General features: G+C 47.3%; 13 protein-coding genes. 5 read left to right on the forward strand and 8 right to left on the reverse strand.

Translation table 11 applies throughout. From position 1 onward, the window contains the following. The first annotated feature begins 17 nt into the window (after positions 1-17). Positions 18-3,263 carry a cyclic nucleotide-binding domain-containing protein gene (locus G395_RS30935; RefSeq protein WP_051349958.1) on the forward strand — a complete coding sequence of 1,082 codons (3,246 nt, stop codon included), beginning with the start codon at positions 18-20 and terminating at the stop codon, positions 3,261-3,263. Here G395_RS30935 and G395_RS0103580 read toward each other — a convergent pair. From G395_RS0103580 to G395_RS0103605, 6 genes are all read right to left on the reverse strand, one after another. Next, the gene (locus tag G395_RS0103580) at positions 3,258-3,827 is read right to left on the reverse strand and encodes an HD domain-containing protein (RefSeq protein WP_026628824.1); all 570 of its coding nucleotides are present in this window, start codon (positions 3,825-3,827) and stop codon (positions 3,258-3,260) included. The two genes, G395_RS30935 and G395_RS0103580, sit on opposite strands and share 6 nt — an antisense overlap. A gap of 2 nt (positions 3,828-3,829) precedes the next feature. After that, complete coding sequence (locus G395_RS0103585) at positions 3,830-4,876, reverse strand: adenylate/guanylate cyclase domain-containing protein (protein ID WP_026628825.1); 1,047 nt, start codon at positions 4,874-4,876, stop codon at positions 3,830-3,832. Continuing rightward, positions 4,873-5,247, reverse strand: coding sequence for a response regulator (locus G395_RS0103590; protein ID WP_026628826.1), 375 nt, complete (start codon positions 5,245-5,247; stop codon positions 4,873-4,875). Before G395_RS0103590 ends, G395_RS0103585 begins: the two co-directional genes overlap by 4 nt. A gap of 26 nt (positions 5,248-5,273) precedes the next feature. Then, positions 5,274-6,638, reverse strand: coding sequence for a sensor histidine kinase (locus tag G395_RS0103595; RefSeq protein WP_026628827.1), 1,365 nt, complete (start codon positions 6,636-6,638; stop codon positions 5,274-5,276). Between the two features lie 186 nt (positions 6,639-6,824). Continuing rightward, entirely contained in the window at positions 6,825-7,670 is an 846-nt protein-coding gene (locus G395_RS0103600) for an oxidoreductase (RefSeq protein ID WP_026628828.1), read from the reverse strand. Positions 7,671-7,757: 87 nt separating this feature from the next. After that, a complete protein-coding gene (locus G395_RS0103605) occupies positions 7,758-8,660 on the reverse strand; it encodes a helix-turn-helix domain-containing protein (RefSeq protein ID WP_026628829.1) in 903 nt (300 codons plus the stop codon). 92 nt (positions 8,661-8,752) lie between these two features. On the opposite strand from G395_RS0103605, the gene G395_RS28440 reads away from it, so the two are divergent. Further along, a complete protein-coding gene (locus G395_RS28440; RefSeq protein ID WP_051349959.1) occupies positions 8,753-11,302 on the forward strand; it encodes a glycoside hydrolase family 95 protein in 2,550 nt (849 codons plus the stop codon). Positions 11,303-11,359: 57 nt separating this feature from the next. Here G395_RS28440 and G395_RS0103615 read toward each other — a convergent pair whose 3' ends face one another. Together G395_RS0103615 and G395_RS0103620 are read right to left on the reverse strand one after the other, a co-directional pair. Beyond that, on the reverse strand, positions 11,360-12,019 hold the full coding sequence (locus tag G395_RS0103615; protein ID WP_026628830.1) for a metal-dependent hydrolase: 660 nt from the start codon (positions 12,017-12,019) through the stop codon (positions 11,360-11,362). Positions 12,020-12,095: 76 nt separating this feature from the next. Further along, a complete protein-coding gene (locus G395_RS0103620) occupies positions 12,096-12,665 on the reverse strand; it encodes a Crp/Fnr family transcriptional regulator (protein WP_026628831.1) in 570 nt (189 codons plus the stop codon). Positions 12,666-12,927: 262 nt separating this feature from the next. Here G395_RS0103620 and G395_RS0103625 point away from each other — a divergent pair, with 262 nt between their 5' ends. The 3 genes from G395_RS0103625 (at position 12,928) to G395_RS0103635 (ending at position 16,922) form a co-directional block, all read left to right on the forward strand. Continuing rightward, positions 12,928-15,360 (forward strand): ABC transporter permease, encoded by a 2,433-nt coding sequence (locus G395_RS0103625; RefSeq protein ID WP_026628832.1) that lies wholly within the window; start codon positions 12,928-12,930, stop codon positions 15,358-15,360. Positions 15,361-15,571: 211 nt separating this feature from the next. Continuing rightward, positions 15,572-16,096, forward strand: a complete 525-nt coding sequence (locus G395_RS0103630; protein ID WP_035360350.1) for an RNA polymerase sigma factor — start codon at positions 15,572-15,574, stop codon at positions 16,094-16,096. Then, positions 16,083-16,922 carry a zf-HC2 domain-containing protein gene (locus G395_RS0103635; protein ID WP_026628834.1) on the forward strand — a complete coding sequence of 280 codons (840 nt, stop codon included), beginning with the start codon at positions 16,083-16,085 and terminating at the stop codon, positions 16,920-16,922. The genes G395_RS0103630 and G395_RS0103635 overlap by 14 nt, the downstream gene beginning before the upstream one ends. Positions 16,923-16,949: the final 27 nt, after the last annotated feature.

Below are 16,949 nucleotides of genomic sequence, written 5' to 3' on the forward strand. Positions count from 1 at the left end.
GACAGCATTCCGAACATATGATATCCCAGATTAAGAATAGCAAGATTTTCAGTTCCATCAATCCCCAGACGATCCTTTTCTTCTTTCATAATTTCTTTATCAATGTCGGGACAACGCTGGTTTACGTCTCGGCCAACGTGCTCCTGCTTGAAAACCATCCCGAATATTCACTGCCCATCGCTTACGTTGCAGCTGCGGTTGCAGTTATGGCGGCGGGAAAAGTGTATGAATATTTTGAGCACCATTTGCTTCTGAAAAGGCTGAGCCTGGGCACCATGCTGTCGTCACTGCTGATGGTTCTGGTGGTGATGGGCCTGCTCTGGGCGGGTCGCGGCATTGCAACGGCCATTGCTATTATGGTGGGTTACCGGATCATTTACCTGCTCATTAACCTGGAATTCTGGGGATTATCGGCCTTGGTTTTTGATGTACGCCAAAGCAAAAGGCTGTTCAGCGTCATCGGATCGGGCGATATGCCTGCTAAGGCGCTGGGTGCTGTTCTGGCCGTTTTGATCCATTCTCCGTCTGTTTTAATGATCCTGCTGGTCATTTCGCTGGTCTTCTTTGCCCTCGCATTCTACACCCAGATCCTGACTTTCCGGTTTACAGAAATTCCTAATCCGCACCACGCCAGGCCAAGACAAATCACCGCCTCGGACTCCAAGATCATTGAAAAATACTTTGGCGGAAATAAGCTCCTTACCTCACTTTGTCTGGGTATGGTGTTCGTTGCGGCAGCCGCAACGTGGATTGAGTATCATTTCTTTGTGAATGTCAAATACAAATTCCACAGCCAGCACGATGTGATCGTGTTCGTGGGAACCCTGTTGGCAGCCACTTATATCGTTGCTACGTTTGTAAAATTGATTTTTTCGGGCAAAACGGTGGAACGGTTCGGGGTCAGGCTTACGCTGTTCCTATTGCCGCTGACGACCATTGTTATATCGCTTGGCCTGCTTATATCGTCGTATTTCAGAAAGGATGAACCTTCGCTGCTGGTGTATTATTGTGCGGCTTACCTTTTGTTTGAACTGGTGAGAAGGACCATTTTCGACCCAGTTTTCCTTGTGCTGTTTCAGCCGCTTTCCACCAAAACCCGCTTGAAGGGACATACATTGGCGAAGGGGCTGTTTGAGCCATTGGGTATGCTCATTGCCGGCGCATTGTTATGGATCATTTACACGCAGAAGCTTAGCAATATCAGCCTCACATTCGACCTTTCCCTGCTGTTCGCGGTGGCGGCGCTGATCATATTTCGCAAAGCTTATGGCCATTACATTCAGGAATTGAAAAGCGCCATCAGCAAGCGTTTCATCCGCAGCGGTGAAATGGCCTCGCCGTCGGAAGCATTGCCCATTATCACTGAAAATTTAAAGAGCGAAAGAAAAGAGGAAGTGCTGAATGCGATTGACTGGCTGGCCCGTAATAAGGAATCTGTGTTTCGTAAGAATGTAGATTTCCTATTGAAAAATCCGGTCTCTGCGGTTCGCCTGAAAACATTGCAAACGCTGGCCGGACTTGAAAAACCGGAGCTTTCAGAAACGTTCTTAAAATACATTGAGACTGAACCTGACACAGCCTGCCAGACACTGGCCGTCAGGATTGCAGCGTCCAAATCGCAGCTTACGGAAGAGCAGCTGGCGCGATTCCTCTCGCATGAAGATCTGGACATTGTGAAGGGGTCGATCCTGGGAAGCTGGGAGGCCGGAAAAGCATTGCCGCTGATCCATGGCACATTACGCAGACTGTTTCTTTCGGAGGATGAGCAGGCACAAATGGTAGCATTGGACTGCGTCAAAAGTACCGGTCTGAAAGCACATGAAGAGTATGTTAAAATGTGCCTGCGAAGTGGGTCGGAAAAGGTCCGAAACTATGCTTTGGAAGTAGCCGCAACCGTGGGTTCCCCGCAACTTTTACGCGAATTGAAGCCATCTCTCACCGGCTCTCTGAACCGGCAAACCGTTGCGTCGCTGATCAAATCCGGCGACTCGGGCATTGGTATTGTGGAGGAATGGCTGCAAAATGAACCTTCCCGCGAGCGTATGCAAACGCTCATAAAGGTGGCCGAAAAAACGAAACACGAATTTATACTTCAAATACTTTTTAAACTTATTAAAAATATTTACCATAATATAAATTTAGTAAATTCAGAAAGTTCAGTGCATTCTGATTATATAGATACTTATATTCACCGGGACGCATTGAAAGCATTGACGAACTATTCGTTAATGGCTGACTATAAGCACATTATTTCTGAATTTGTAGAAAAAGAATTGTTTCACGCCTCCATGCTCCTGAGCGGGATGGACGAGCAGGAAGCGGATGAACGCTGGAATAACACCCTGGATTACGAACTGGAACTGACAAGCCAGCGTCTCTTTTACCTTTTCATGATGCAGTATGATAAGGACGCTGTGCAAAATGCCTGGAAGGGAATCCGGCATGCATCCCGCGAGAAGCGGGCTAATTCTCTTGAAATGATCGAGAGCCTTTTGCCGCGTATGCTGTATCCGTCGCTGCACGCATTGTTTGAAAACATCCCTATTCAAAAGAAACGCGAAGCTTTGCGCCAATACATGGGAAACCAGGAATCGGGCGTATCATTAGTGCCTTACATTCTGACCCAGAAAGAAAAATTATTTACCGAATGGACCATTGCGCTGGCGATTAACAAGAGCCATACGGACAACGAAATTGCGCTCATCGAAAGCTTCACAAGCCACGCTTCCCGGCTCATCAGGGATGCGGCGCGATTGAAATTGGGCATATCGAATACACAAGCCACAGGCCTTAATCTCACAACAACAACCATGAAACACGCAGAAACTTCACAGCAGATTTCGGAAATGGAGCGAGTGATTGTTTTAAAAAACACCCAACTTTTCGCCCAGACTCCCGAGAATGTCCTGAGCTCCATCGCGCCGATCATGAAGGAAATCACTTACAGCGACGGGCAGCAAATTTTTGCAAAAGGAGATCCCGGCGATTCCATGTACATTATATATACGGGACAAATCGGGATTTACGACGGCAAGAAACAGCTTGCATTATTTGATAAGGGAGAGATTTTTGGCGAGCTCGCTTTGCTGGATACGGAGCCCAGATCTGCGACAACAATTGCTGAAACGGACACGCTCGTTTTCCGCATCGATCAGGAAGATTTCTTTGAACTGATGGAAGAGCGTGACGAGATATTGAGAAACGTGCTGCGTATCCTTTGCCAGCGGATCCGCGTGCAGAACGAGAAAATGCGGCTCCTATAATAGGGTTTTCAAACGCTCCTGTTTGGGAATTTCCCGCAGGCGCCTTGCGGATTCTGTCCAGTAAGCATGGCTGCTGATGAATGTTTTTTGTAAGGCATTCCAGGATTCAATGTCGGCAACCATATTTCGGACTTTGAGCTCCCGATACAATGTTTCGGCGATCTGCTCGAAGTCTGCACGGCCCAGATAGTCCAGGTCCGCGTCACAAATGATCTTTTCTAAATGTGTTTTCGGACTCTGCGGGATCCGGGTGGCCATGATCATGCCGCACATGACTTCGATCTGATCCGCATTGTAACCGAAGCGGGTCAACGACTGGTGTACAATGTCACATCCAGCCTCCTCATGGCCCTGGTAAGTGACCATAAATCCTGAATCGTGGTACAAAGCCGCTGTTCTGAGCAGGTCAAGTGCTTCGGGATCGGTTATGCCTTCAAGCTTGGCGAGGTGCAATGCTGCATTGGTGACGTCCAGCGTGTGGTGCAGGCCGTGATAATACAATGTGTCGGGTAATTTCCGGCGAAACTGGTCAACGATGTAAATTTCTGCTTCCTGAACATTCATGGCTATTCCAAAACTTCGTAAATCTTAACAGGATTTGCCTTATTTTTCAAAACGACCTCCCCCACCAGATTACAATTAAACGCCTCTTTTACAGCAAGATATGCAGACTCGGGAAGTAAAACCTGGCCGGGTTTTGCTGCATTCTGCAAGCGCTGAGCTACATTAACGGCATCGCCGATGACAGTATAGTCCAGCCGTTTCAGCGCTGCAGAACCAATGTTCCCAGAAACCATTTCGCCTGAATTAATTCCGATCGAAACCTTAGGAAAATAGCCCGTATGCCCTTCTGGTTCTTCTTTAAAATTGTCGATCTGGTTTCTTACGGCCAGCGAAGATTCGATGGCACGGTCCAAATGATATTCACCCCGAAAAACCGCCATCACCGCATCTCCCATAAACTTATCGACCAGACCACCCTGCGCGATGATCTCTTTCACCATCACATCAAAATACTTGTTAATGAGCTTCACAACCAGATCCGCCGGCTCTTTTTCAGAAATAGAAGTAAACCCGCACATATCCATGAAAACGACCGTCGCCTCAATGTTCTCGCTGGTCATTAATGATTTCTCGAATGCATCCTGCGTCATAAATTGCAGCACGGACGAGTCGACATACATTCTTAAAATATCATTTTCCCGAACGGCGCGCAGGGTTTCCCGGAGTTGTGCCACATAGGTGAGCGTCTTTTCCATGGTGACTTCAAGATCCTTGAAATCAATGGGTTTGGTCAGGAAATCAAACGCGCCGCGGTTCATGGCTGTACGAATGTTGTCCATATCCCCATAAGCCGACACGATGACCGATTTCAGGATCGGGCTCACTTCGCCAAGCCGGATGAGCAACGTCAAACCATCCATCTCGGGCATGTTGATGTCGCTTAACACCATGTCCGTGTCCGGATGCAGCGCAAGTGCTTCGAGGGCTTTGAAGCCGTTTTCGGCGAAGATAAATTCGTATTCCTGCTCGCGGATCTGTCTTCGGAATTTTTGTTTGATCAGTAACTGCAGGTCAGCCTCATCATCCACTACCAGTATCTTGGCTTTCATAAGGATTTAAGCAATTTCTCTTTTAATTCAACAAAATTGACCGGCTTCGTCAGGAAATCGTCCGCTCCGAGCTGCATTGCCTGATCGTGGTTGTTGCTATCGCCATAAGCCGTGATCATCATTACCTGCGGCGGCGCGGCGGGGAAATCCTTCCGGATGGTCTTCAACAGCTCAATGCCGCTCATACCGGGCATATTAATGTCCGACAAGATCATAACGACCTCAGAAGGATGATCTGCAAGAAAAGCCAAAGCCTGCTCGCCCGAAAACGCGAATGAAAATTCAAACTGCGCGCTGCGGATTTCCTTCCTGAATTTTTGTTCAAAAAGGGACTTTACGTCTTCCTCGTCGTCCACTACAAGTATTTTCATATCAAATCTATAAGCTGTCGTTTGAATCAGGCAACAGGAATTGTGATTTTAAACTCTGTCTTTTGCCCCGGAATGGTCTCCACATCCAGCGTTCCGTTGTGCGCATTGGTAATGATATCGTAGCTCATGGAAAGGCCCAATCCAGTTCCCTGGCCTGTTGGTTTGGTTGTGAAAAAAGGCTGGAATATCTTGGCTTTCACATGTTCCGGCATGCCGGTGCCGTTGTCTGACACTCTTATATAAAGCTTACCGGCAAACATTTTGGTGGAAATCTTGACTTCCGGCCTGTAATCGTCCAGCGTGCCAGCCTCTGTGAGCAGTCGTTTTTTCTCCGCAACGGCGTAAAATGCATTGGTAAAAAGATTCAGAAAAACCCTTCCCAAATCCTGCGGCATGACCAGCACTTTGCCTATAGTAGGGTCGAAATCCGTAACCAGCGCTGCATTGAATTCTTTGTCCTTGGCGCGCAGACCGTGGTAAGCCAGGCGCATGTATTCATCAGCCAACGCATTGATTTCCACCATTTCTTTCTCCCCGGACGATGCGCGGGAATGTTGCAGCATCCCTTTTACAATAGAGTCGGCGCGTTTGCCGTGATGCGTTATTTTCTGTTGGTTTTGGCTTAAATCGGCGATGATGCCTTTGATATAATCCTTATCCTCGTCCGCAATTGAAGTTTTGTCCACTTCTTCTTCCAATTCCTGGCAAAGCTCCACTGAGACTTCGGAAAAGTTATTGACGAAATTTAGCGGGTTTTGGATCTCGTGTGCAATCCCGGCAGTAAGCTCACCCAGCGAAGCCATTTTTTCGCTTTGTATCAGCTGGTTCTGCGTAGATTTCAGGTCTTCAATTGCCTTTTGCAGTTCCTCTTTCTGCGCCGTAAGCTCCATTGTGCGCTCGGCAACGAGATATTCCAATGATTCCTTTTGTGCTTTACTGGCCAGTTCCTCACGCAAACGATCCTCCCGTTCTTTTAACAATACTTTCTGCTGCTTGCGGGCATAGAACCAGATCACAAAGCAGAGTATGAATGCGAAAGCGACCGCAATGTCCAGAAAGTCGTGATATTGATCGTGGAATTTGGGAGCAACCAGATCTACTAGGTCGTTTATAATTGAAATGACCACAAACGGGACAACCGACTGCGAAACCGATTTCATCGACAGAAACTCATCCTTAGTTAAAAGAATGAGCAGGACTATGATCATGAATAGATGCCAGAGCCAGGAAAACCAGTCCGGCGTGTCCGTCGCATAATACGTAACAAGTAATGCGATACTGGTATACCGGCCAATCAGCAATTTGCGGTCCCATTCCGGAAGGCTTGTGGCTGTCTGCAATGAAGACCGGACGTACTGGATCAGGAAAAACGAAACGAGAAAATAATCCATGCAGGTTTACGGTGCTGTTTTTTTGCGTTTTTAAGAATGCCAATTTAACAGCAAAGTAATTATTTTCTGCCAATTTACTAATCAGGGCTGCGGCTTCAAACATACTGCCCGCTCGAAGTCTACGTGATAACACGAAAGGGCAAACTGCAAAGCAGCCTGCCCCTTGTAAATTATGTCCAAACCGCCCTAAACTTCAAAGTCAGTCGAAATGGTGAGATCTTTCCAATCTGATAGTTCTTTTTGGACGGCGGCGATTTTGCCGTTTGCGATGGCGAAGGCGTCGCTGCCCAGGAAGAGGTTCATAGGTGGATTGGCTTCTGCTACGATGCGGATCATAGCGTCAGCTGCTTTTTCCGGATCGCCGGGCTGTTTTCCGTTGATTTCGTTTTGGTGCGCATTTTGGGAATCACGCACTTCTTTGTAATCCTCAATCTGAACTTTGGGAAGGCCAATGGATGAATCGGTCAGGAAGTTGGTCCTGAAATAGCCCGGCTCCACAACCGTTACATGCACGCCGAACGACCTTACTTCTTCCGCCAGCGACTCCGACATGCCATTAACCGCAAACTTTGTGGCACAATAAGCACCAAACCCAGGGAAACCGCCCATAAAACCGCCTATGGATGAAATGTTCAGAATGTGGCCGGAGCGCTGCGCACGCAGGTAAGGCATCGCTTTGCGGATAACGGTGAACACGCCGAATACATTGATTTCAAAGTTATCGCGCACTTCGCTGTCGGTAAGCTCTTCTACGCTTCCTACCAAACCATAACCTGCATTGTTCACAACCACATCGATGCGGCCGAAATGTGCAACGGTTTTTTCAATCGATTCCTGGACGCTCGCCTCGCTTTTCAGATCGGTTGCCAGCGCCAGAAACTGCGGGCTGTCATTGCCTACCGCATTTTGCAAATCTTCCCGGCTCCGCGAAGTAGCAGCCACTTTATAGCCATTAGCCAGGAGTTTTTGTACCAATGTCAGCCCCAATCCTTTTGAAGCACCTGTTACGAACCAAATTTTATCAGTTTCCATTCTTTTGTTTGTTTTAATTTGATGAAACAAAATTAGGTTACCGGGTAAAATCCTGCATTGCGCGGTTCAAACAGATGATTGCAAAATTCAAACAATGCGATAAGAAGTGGGCGTTTGACTGGTTTGCTTTTTGAAAAAGTTGTTGAAATGCGCAGGTTCCTCAAATCCCAGGCTGTAACTGATCTCGGAAATGTTCCAGTTCGTATGCTTCAAAAGTGCAATGGCTTCACTGGCAATGCGTTCTGCAATGTGCGTAGTGGTTGTTTTTCCCGTCGTTTCGCGGATGGCACGGTTCAGATGGTTCACATGAACCGATAATTGCTGTGCAAAATCATTAGCCGATCGGTATGTAAAACGTTGAGACGGGGATTCAATGGGAAATTGCCTTTCTAAGAGCTCCGTAAATACGGCTGTGATCCTGGAATTGGCATTCGGATGCTGATACAGCGACTCGGAGGGTTGCATTTTCATTGCATAATGCACTGTTTCGGTCACATAGTTGCGCAGCAGATCATATTTATATTGATAATCCGAGTCAATTTCTTCCAGCATTTTCTTAAATATCCCTTCTACATGTGCTTCCTGTGCCTCGTTGAGCAAGTAAGCTGGTTTTCCACCAGGTGTAAACATCGGCAGATCACCCAATCCGTCCCTGATCCGACCGGAAAAGAAACCCTCTGTGAAAATGCAGAAGTAACCTGAAATGCTGTCAGGCCCGCCTTCCCAGGTGTATGGAACCTGCGGATTGAAGAAAATCAACGTCGCACCGTCCGTTTCGAGGCTTTTATCCGCGTAATGGTAAATGTTCTTTCCGCGGATAAGGGTAATTTTGTAAAAATCCTTGCGGCTATACTGGATAGGTGCGGAATTTGGCCCCATACAGTCTTCCAAACGAAATACATTGAAATGACCAATGTCCTGTTGGAGGTTATCGGGCAGCCAATTAAACTTGTGCTGATAGAATTCTTCGAGTGTTTCTGAATTTGCCATGAAGCGAAGTTACAAAATTCAAATAGAATAGTAGAATGCAAACGATACAATCTTGTTAACCTGTCCCAATTGAAATACTTTAAAAACCATTTATGAGATTAACCAAAATCCGACTTTCCGGTGCGGGAAGGGCGCTCCGCTTTTCTATATGTACATTCATTTTTCTTCATACCTGCAACATTGCCTTCGCGCAATCCGATCTGAAATTTTGGTATAAACAACCTGCCAAAAACTGGAATGAAGCATTGCCCATCGGGAATGGCCGCATTGGTGCCATGGTCTTTGGAAGGGTTAATGAAGAAATCATCCAGCTGAACGAGGAAACGCTCTGGTCGGGCGGGCCGGTGAACACGAACCCCAATCCAAATGCGAAGAACTATCTCCCGCAAATCCGGACGGCATTGGCTAACGAAGATTACAAACTGGCCGAGGAGCTGACCCAGAAACTGCAGGGCATTTTCACGGAATCGTACGAACCGCTGGGCGATCTGGTCATTAAGCACGATTTTGAAGGTCAACCTACCGCCTACAAGCGCGACCTGGACATTTCCAATGCATTGTCTTCCACTTCGTTTACGATAAACGGCGTCGATTACAGTCGAGAAATCTTCATTTCAGCGCCGGATCAGGTAATGATTGTGAAACTCAAAGCGAGCAAAAAGGGCGCGTTGAATTTTACTGCAAGCACACAAAGCCAGCTTGTGTATAATAATGTAGCGATCGGGCAAGATCAGGTGGCGATGAAGGGACAGGCGCCTGCGCACACGGATCCCAGTTACATGCAGACCATGGAGCAGCCGGTGATCTATAATGATCCTTCCAAATGCCGGGGAATGCGGTTTGAGCTGCGTATGAAAGTAAAGGAATCGGATGGCAAAACCGTTGCCGATGTGCAGGGATTGCACATCACGGGCGCGACCGAGGTCATTCTGGTTTTGTCGGCGGCGACCAGCTTCAATGGTTTTGATAAATGTCCTGACAAAGAAGGTAAAGACGAGTCGCAAATCGCAGAAAAATATCTGACAGCAGCACAAACGAAGAGCTACGACGCCATGAAAAGTGACCATATCACTGATTATCAGAAGTTTTTTAATCGAGTGAGCCTTGTTATTAATGGTAATCCCAAGACGGAGCTTCCTATGGACGAACGCCTGAAAGCATATGCTGAGGGCGCGAAAGATGCAGGTTTGGAATCGCTTTATTTTCAGTTTGGCCGCTATTTACTGATTTCCAGTTCGCGTCCCGGAGGAATTCCTGCCAACCTGCAAGGCATCTGGAACCGTGAAGTGCGCCCGCCATGGAGCAGCAATTTCACAACCAACATTAATACACAAATGAATTACTGGATGGTAGAAACGGCCAATCTATCGGAGCTGCATGCACCATTAATAGACCTGATTGGCGACATTGCCGTGACAGGAAAGGAAACAGCCAAAAATTTCTACGGCGCAAAAGGCTGGACGCTCCATCACAATTCGGACATCTGGGCAACAACAAATCCGGTAAGCGGAAGCCCTTCCTGGGCCAACTGGCCGGTGGGCGGCGCTTGGTTATGCCAGCATTTGTGGGAACATTACCAGTTTAGCGGTGATAAAGAATATTTGTCCAAAACCGCTTATCCCTTGATGAAATCAGCCGCAGAATTTTGTCTAGATTGGCTGATCGAGGATAAAGACGGCAACCTGGTAACCGCACCATCCACGACTCCTGAAAACATTTTCTTAACAGAAAAAGGCTTCAAAGGTTCGGTCTCGGTGGCCACCACCATGGACATGGCCATTATCTGGGACCTTTTCACGAATTTAATCGAAGCCTCCGAAAGGTTAGGCATCGACGCGGAATACAGGCAAATGCTTATTCAAAAGCGCAGCAAACTGTTCCCGATGCAAATCGGGAAAAAGGGAAACTTGCAGGAATGGTATAAAGACTGGGAGGACGTAGAACCGGAACACCGTCACATTTCACATTTATTCGGCTTATTCCCTGGCCGCCAGATCTCCCCGATCACGACGCCAAATTTTGCAGAAGCATCCAGAAAAACCATGGAATTGCGTGGCGACGGCGGCACAGGATGGAGTAAGGGTTGGAAAATCAATGTATGGGCGCGGCTACTTGATGGAAATCATGCTTACAAGCTGATCCGCGAGCAATTGAAACTGACAGGCGTTGAAGGAACCGACTATGCAAAAGGCGGCGGGACCTACCCTAACCTACTGGACGCTCACCCACCCTTCCAGATCGATGGTAACTTCGGCGGCACTTCCGGCATCACCGAAATGCTGCTCCAAAGCCACGACGGCCTCATCAACATCCTTCCTGCCATCCCCGACAACTGGACAAGCGGCGAAGTAAAAGGCATGAAAGCCAGGGGCGGTTTCGAGCTCGACATTGCCTGGACCAATGGTAAAATCACACAGCTCATCGTTCGATCCAAGCTGGGAGGAAACTGCCGCATAGGCGTTCCTGGGGCTATGAAGGCTGCTTCGAAAGTTGCGTTGAAGGCTGCGAAAGGTGAAAATTCAAATGCATTTTATAAGAACATTCAACCTGTTCCTGCGGGCACCGCAATCGTAAAAGCCGGAAAAGTGGCATTCGACTTCCCGACTGAGCCCGGTAAGGAATATGTTTTCAAAGGGAAATAAACAGGTAAATGCGTTAAAAGGTCAGGCACGTTGCTATGGAGCAATGTCCTGACCTTTTTATTGAACCGCAACCCTGTTCTTATCTACAAAATGAGCCAATGTAAGCACGATCAACTGCAACACAGCGAAGGAAACGAATAGCATCGGGATCGAATCTTCCGGCGCCGGGCCGAACATGTTGAAGATATCGATGATGATAAAGAAGGCAACGAGCAGCCAGAAAAGCCATTTTCCTTTGCTATTAATAGCCTTCGTGCCCCTGTAATAAAGCGCGACGCCTATGATGAAGATGATGCTTTCTACAACCAGGGTCCCTTCGAGCGAATTCCAAAGGCCCATTCCGACTTTCATATCCGAAAAAGGAGTCAGCGGCAAATCGGCAATGTGCACGACGGCATCCAGGAACCAGTGGCTCAGCACGGCGAGGCCTACAATCACAGCGCTTTTGGTCTCTTTTTTGAAAAACCAATAAACCAATGCTGCCAATGCGCCCCACACAATGCCCATCAGCAAACTGTGTGTGTAGGGATAATGTACGAAATCAAATGGCGTAACAACCGTAATGCCCGGCGTAACCTTCACCTGCTCGACATCAAACAATAGCAGGAACGGCCAGAGAATGTCGACAAATTCGACGGCGACGAACAATGTCAGAAGCGATATTTGAGGAGCTGCTTTCTTAACTCCGAATGCTAATCCATAATGACCTATAAACATACAAATGGCTGGTTGATTAATGACTGTACAAAAGTATAGTCGGTCCAATCAAAGCCACTTGACCTATATCAAGAAATCAAATGAGCTGCTTACGACGGATGCGGCTGATCGTTTCGGGTGTCATACCGAGCATGGATGCAATGTATTGCAGCGGCACCTGATTGAAAATCTCTCGGCTGCTTTCGAACAGCACATTATAACGCTGCTCGGCGGTCATGGACAGGAACGAGAACACACGCTCTTCCAGCATAACAAAGCAATGCGCAATGAACAACTTTTCGGTCTGGTGCCATTTGGGAACGAAGTCGCCTATCCGGTCATAATCGGCTTTATCAATGGTATATAATTTCGTATCTGTAAGCGCCTGAATGTTCCAGCGGGAAGGCTTTCCGAAAACAAGGCTGGAAAGGTCGGTGATGAAATAACCCTTCGAAGAAATCCATTGCGTCACTTCCCTATCTTCCAAATCCACATAAACCCGCAGCAGCCCCGATTGGAGGAAGCTTAATTTATCGCAACTTTTTCCTGTTTTGAGATAATAATCGCCTTTTTTGACAAATTCCGGCTTAAAAAAAGAAGCGACGGTGGTTAGATCGCCGGGCTCGAACTCAAAATAAGATTGCAGATAGTTTTCCAGTTCTGTCATGGGTGATTTGCTATATATCAAATGTAACAACGCTCCTCTGAACCGCCAAGCGCCGTGCTGCACGAGCCTTGGTAATGCTGATCATTTCCGTACGAAAAGTGTTCGAATGCGGACATTTTGAAGAATCAATATGCGTGTAAATGGCTTGTTAAGAGCCGTTAAGTAAATTGGCATATATTTTATACAAAGAACTATGTTATACAATGTACTGATCTGTTAGCCATAAAAATAAAATACAACCCGCTCTCATTCTCCTGCTGTTATGTTAAAAAACTATTTCAAAATCGCCTGGCGCAACCTGCTCCGCAACCGCGCATTTTCTGCTATCAACATTACCGGCCTGGCCATTGGGCTGGCTTCCTGCCTGCTGATCAGCCTTTATGTGCTGGACGAGCTCAGTTTCGATCGCTTTCATGAAAACGGCGACCGGATCGTGCGGGTGGTTTTCAAAGGTATAATGCAAGGAGGTGAGATGAAGGAAGCGCATGTAATGCCTCCTACCGCCGCCGCGCTCAAAGCTGATTATCCGGAGGTTTTGGAAGCCACCAGGTTAAGACGCGGAGGGGCTCCGATGGTGTTACGCAACCAACAAATTTACACCGACGATGAACTTGCATTCGTCGATTCCAATTTCTTGCAAGTTTTCACATTTCCGCTTGTAGAAGGGAACATAAAATCGGCGCTCATACAGCCCAATACAATTGTTATTTCAACAAAACTGGCCGAGAAGTATTTTGGAAAACAAGATGCTGTTGGTCAGATCATCACATTTAAGGACTGGAAAACGCCATTTAAGGTAACTGGCGTAATGGAGGAAATGCCTGTACATTCGCATATTCAATTTGATATGCTGGCGTCCATGTCTTCACTGGAAGATGCTAAATCGACTTCCTGGATGATCTCGGAGTTTTACACTTATCTCCTTTTGCCCGAGGGCTACGATTACAAGCAGCTGGATGCGAAACTCCCGCAAACCGTGGAGAAATACATGGGCCCACAACTTAAAACAGCCCTGGGCCTTACTTTTGCAGAATTCAAAAAGAAGGGAAACAACCTCGGCCTTTATCTGCAACCCCTGACCGAAATTCACCTGCATTCCGATTTTCAATATGATCTGGGCACGAATGGAGATCTTAAATACGTGTACATTTTCGGCGCCATTGCAGTGATCATGCTGCTCATTGCCTGCATTAACTTCATGAATTTATCCACGGCCGGTTCGTCCAAGCGTGCCCGGGAAGTGGGTGTGCGGAAAGTGATGGGATCGGAAAAGATTGAGCTGGTTGCTCAGTTTTTGATGGAATCCATTTTACTGACTGGTATTGCATTGGTTTTTGGAGGGCTTATCTGTCTGGCCGGCTTACCCTTGCTGAACAGTCTTTCGGGAAAAAATCTCGGTTTCAGCCTAGAAGCACTTCCCGCGCTGATTCCCGCTTTGCTGTTTTTCGGTCTGTTTGTTGGCATTTTTGCAGGGAGCTATCCCGCTTTTTTCCTTTCTTCATTCAAGCCCATTGCCGTTCTCAAGGGCGGTAACGCGGCCGTTAAACTTAATTCTTCCGGTAAAAATATTGGCCTAAGAAGTGGATTGGTGGTTTTTCAATTTTTCGTTTCCATCACATTAATGGTCGGTGCGACAGTTGTTTATCAGCAATTGAAATTTATTCAAAACAAAAAACTGGGTTATGAAAAAGACCAGGTTTTGGTTGTTCCGGCCTGGGCGCTCGGCAAAAATATGCCGGTTTTCAAGGATGAGCTGATGCGGGATTCGCGGGTGAGCAACGTTAGCTTGTCGGGCTTTGTGCCTGCCGGACCTTCTGATAACAACAATTATATGATCACGCCGGAAGACAATCCCTCGCAACTTCTCAAAACGCTCCGTTACGAAGTGGACTACGATTACCTGGCCACATTGGGCATGGAAATGGCACAGGGACGCAATTTTTCAAAAGCTTATGGCCTGGATTCAACCGCCGTTATCCTGAACGAAACAGCCGCAAAAGCACTGGGATGGCAGCATAATGCGATCGGCAAAACGCTTTCACGCAGGAACAACGAAGGCAAAGGCAGCGCTTACCACGTGATCGGCATCGTGAAAGACTTCCATTTCAAATCATTGCACGAGAAAATTTCACCGCTTGTGATGACATTGAGCCAGGACCGTGGATGGATGATCATAAAGACTAAAAACAAGGAAGTTTCCGGGCTGCTTGCCAAAATGAAAAGCCAGTGGGAAAGCTTTAAACCTGACATGCCTTTCACCTATTCATTCCTGGACGAAAGGTTTAATGAGACTTACAAAACCGAACAAAAAACGGGTAAGATATTAGCGATTTTTGCCGGATTAACCATACTGGTCGCTTGCATGGGACTGTTCGGTTTGGCGATTTTTACGGCGGAGCAACGGACCAAAGAGATTGGCGTTCGCAAAGTGCTGGGCGCGTCGGTAGCGGGCATTGTTGCGCTGCTGTCGAAGGATTTTCTCCAACTCGTTGTGGTGGCGATCGTGATTGCACTGCCCACTTCCTGGTGGCTGATGAGCCGCTGGCTGGAAGATTTTGAATATAAAATTGACGTTTCATGGTGGGCCTTGGCACTGGTAAGCCTGGTTTCGGTGGCGGTTGCACTGCTTACAGTGTCGTTTCAATCGGTTAGGGCAGCATTAATGAACCCGGTAAAATCACTGCGGTCGGAATAAACTTCATTGGGTGCAAGACGACATTGATACTGATCATAATGAGGCCGGGAAACCGGTCTTGTTTGTTTATAATACATAAGTAAAGAGATGGATACGGATTTTTCAAATTTATTTTTATAAATTCCTGTAACCTTTTCCCTCACGCCAGGTTTCCACATCAGGATCACCACAAAAGACGAACCGTTTGAATACGCTGACAGATAATTCACTCATGCTGAGGGTTAAGGCCGGGGATCTGGACAAGATGGGCCTCCTTTTCGAACGGTACAACCGCCCTTTGTTTGCGTTTTTTTATCATATGACGCATAAAAGGGACATGAGCGAAGATCTCGTGCAGAATGTATTTTACCGGATGCTCAAATACAAGCACACGTTTACGGGTGAGGGTGAATTCAGGACATGGATGTATCATCTGGCCAGGAATATCCTGAATGACTCCGCCAGGCAAAACCGCTCCGATGATCATTATGATGTGAACGAGATGGCCGATAAGATCGGTGGAGGCACATTGGCAGACGAAGGATTTGAGAAAAAAGAAAATGCCGATTTCCTGCATAAAGCAATGGCAGGATTAAGCGACGATTACCGGGAAGTGCTCGTGCTGAGCCGGTTCCAGGAAATGAAATACGATGAGATTGCGAAGGTTCTGAACATTAACGAGGGGACGGTGAAAGTGCGGGTGCACAGAGCTTTGGGTGAGTTGAAAAAAAAGTTCTTTACAAATGAAAGACGATAAGGACATGCGTTGCGAACATGCAAAGGATAAATTGGAAGACTGGCTTCACAACGATCTGGACAAGGCGGACAGACAAAATATGGAGCGGCATCTTGCCGAATGTGTGCAATGCCAGGAGGCGTTTACGTCTGACAAGCAGCTTTGGGAAAGTCTGGGTAAGATGAAAGTCCCGGAGCCAAGCCAGGAAATGCGGGTTAACTTTTACGCCATGCTCGATAATTTCAAAGCCGCGGAGGAAACCAGCAAGCCGTTTTCTTGGCAAACAGTTATCGAAAAACTCAGGGATTTTGCGCTTCCGCAATGGTCTGTTCAGGTTGCATTCAGCTTGCTGCTGGTGGGTTTAGGCTGGGTGATCGGCAACAAGACGAGCAAAAACAACGTGTCTGCTAGCGCATATCAAGAACAAATCGAAACGCTCGCAACGCAGGTCGAACAGATGAAAAGCACCATGATGCTGGCGCTGATCGAGAACCCGTCGGCAACGGAAAGGCTGCGTGCAGTGAGCTATACAAGCGACATTACCCACGCGGACGAGAAGGTGATCGACGCACTTTTTTCAACATTGAACAACGATGCGAATGTGAATGTGCGCCTGGTGGCGCTGGAAGCGCTTACGCAATTTGCCACGAATGCGGTGGTACGGGAAGGGCTGGTGAAATCGCTGGCTGTGCAGGATTCACCAATGGTTCAGGTTGCGCTGGCCGATGTGATGGTGAAATTGCAGGAAAAAGGCTCTGTGAAAGAACTGCGTAAGCTGCTAAACAGAGAGGGATTAAATGACTTGGTCAAGAACAAGATCGAGCAGTCAATCAAGGACTTATCTTAAATTACAACCATAATCCAACTATTAGCT

The sequence above is a fragment of the Dyadobacter alkalitolerans DSM 23607 genome (genome assembly GCF_000428845.1).
Lineage (GTDB): Bacteria > Bacteroidota > Bacteroidia > Cytophagales > Spirosomataceae > Dyadobacter > Dyadobacter alkalitolerans.

Coding starts and splice junctions, on each gene's coding strand:
- G395_RS30935 (WP_051349958.1), top strand. CDS start 18: ATGATATCCCAGATTAAGAATAGCAAGATTTTCAGTTCCATCAATCCC.
- G395_RS0103580 (WP_026628824.1), bottom strand. CDS start 3,827: ATGAATGTTCAGGAAGCAGAAATTTACATCGTTGACCAGTTTCGCCGG.
- G395_RS0103585 (WP_026628825.1), bottom strand. CDS start 4,876: ATGAAAGCCAAGATACTGGTAGTGGATGATGAGGCTGACCTGCAGTTA.
- G395_RS0103590 (WP_026628826.1), bottom strand. CDS start 5,247: ATGAAAATACTTGTAGTGGACGACGAGGAAGACGTAAAGTCCCTTTTT.
- G395_RS0103595 (WP_026628827.1), bottom strand. CDS start 6,638: ATGGATTATTTTCTCGTTTCGTTTTTCCTGATCCAGTACGTCCGGTCT.
- G395_RS0103600 (WP_026628828.1), bottom strand. CDS start 7,670: ATGGAAACTGATAAAATTTGGTTCGTAACAGGTGCTTCAAAAGGATTG.
- G395_RS0103605 (WP_026628829.1), bottom strand. CDS start 8,660: ATGGCAAATTCAGAAACACTCGAAGAATTCTATCAGCACAAGTTTAAT.
- G395_RS28440 (WP_051349959.1), top strand. CDS start 8,753: ATGAGATTAACCAAAATCCGACTTTCCGGTGCGGGAAGGGCGCTCCGC.
- G395_RS0103615 (WP_026628830.1), bottom strand. CDS start 12,019: ATGTTTATAGGTCATTATGGATTAGCATTCGGAGTTAAGAAAGCAGCT.
- G395_RS0103620 (WP_026628831.1), bottom strand. CDS start 12,665: ATGACAGAACTGGAAAACTATCTGCAATCTTATTTTGAGTTCGAGCCC.
- G395_RS0103625 (WP_026628832.1), top strand. CDS start 12,928: ATGTTAAAAAACTATTTCAAAATCGCCTGGCGCAACCTGCTCCGCAAC.
- G395_RS0103630 (WP_035360350.1), top strand. CDS start 15,572: ATGCTGAGGGTTAAGGCCGGGGATCTGGACAAGATGGGCCTCCTTTTC.
- G395_RS0103635 (WP_026628834.1), top strand. CDS start 16,083: ATGAAAGACGATAAGGACATGCGTTGCGAACATGCAAAGGATAAATTG.